This is a genomic window from Thiolapillus sp. (genome assembly GCF_048562965.1).
GTDB lineage: Bacteria > Pseudomonadota > Gammaproteobacteria > Chromatiales > Chromatiaceae > Thiolapillus > Thiolapillus brandeum_A.
The window spans coordinates 1-661 of record NZ_JBHNMF010001383.1; the positions used below are offsets into that span (position 1 = coordinate 1).

Sequence of the window (661 nt, forward strand, 5' to 3'; positions counted from 1 at the left end):
TTACGATCACGTTGAGCCTTGATCTCAGCACGCAGCTTTGGTGTTGTACGGGCTTGTGGATGGATAACCATGGCGTTATGCTTCCTCCAGGTTTTGCGTGAGCCAGTCGTTCAATATCTGAAGTTTCCCAGAAATTATTCAAGCCACCATGCGCAGCAGCACAGTGACCAGAGAATTTCCGGGGGGATTGCCGGGTTTGGGGCAAACCCTGGCAAAATTCTCATCCAAAGCCGCTTCGGCGATAATGCGTCGAACATCGGAAAAGGCAAAACTGGTACGTCCTTTCACTTTATGCCGGCGTTCCGGATCTGCCTTCAACCGATCCGCATAGATCCAGGTCAGCGTAACGGCCATCATACAAAAATTCAGATGGTTGGTCACGGCCTGCGCATTCCGGCACTGACTCTTGCAGCTGCCGATTTCCTGCTTCAGCTCCTTGAAGCCAGATTCGATCTTCCATCGGGCGCCATAATACTCGATGATCTGTGTGACCGACAGATCCAGGTCCGTGGTAAACATTGCGACCCATCGGGTTTTACGAAATGTCGGGTACCATGTGATTATATTCCAAAAAGGAGCTATCCTTTGTTCCGAACCCGCCAGATATTGAACGACTGGCTCACGCAAAACCTGGAGGAAGCATAACGCCATGGTTATCCAT

General features: G+C 50.7%; 1 protein-coding gene. It reads right to left on the reverse strand.

The features are described 5' to 3' along the window. Window positions 1–138: 138 nt before the first annotated feature. On the reverse strand, window positions 139–651 hold the full coding sequence (locus ACOCD2_RS24465) for a transposase (protein ID WP_305802528.1): 513 nt from the start codon (window positions 649–651) through the stop codon (window positions 139–141). Window positions 652–661: the final 10 nt, after the last annotated feature.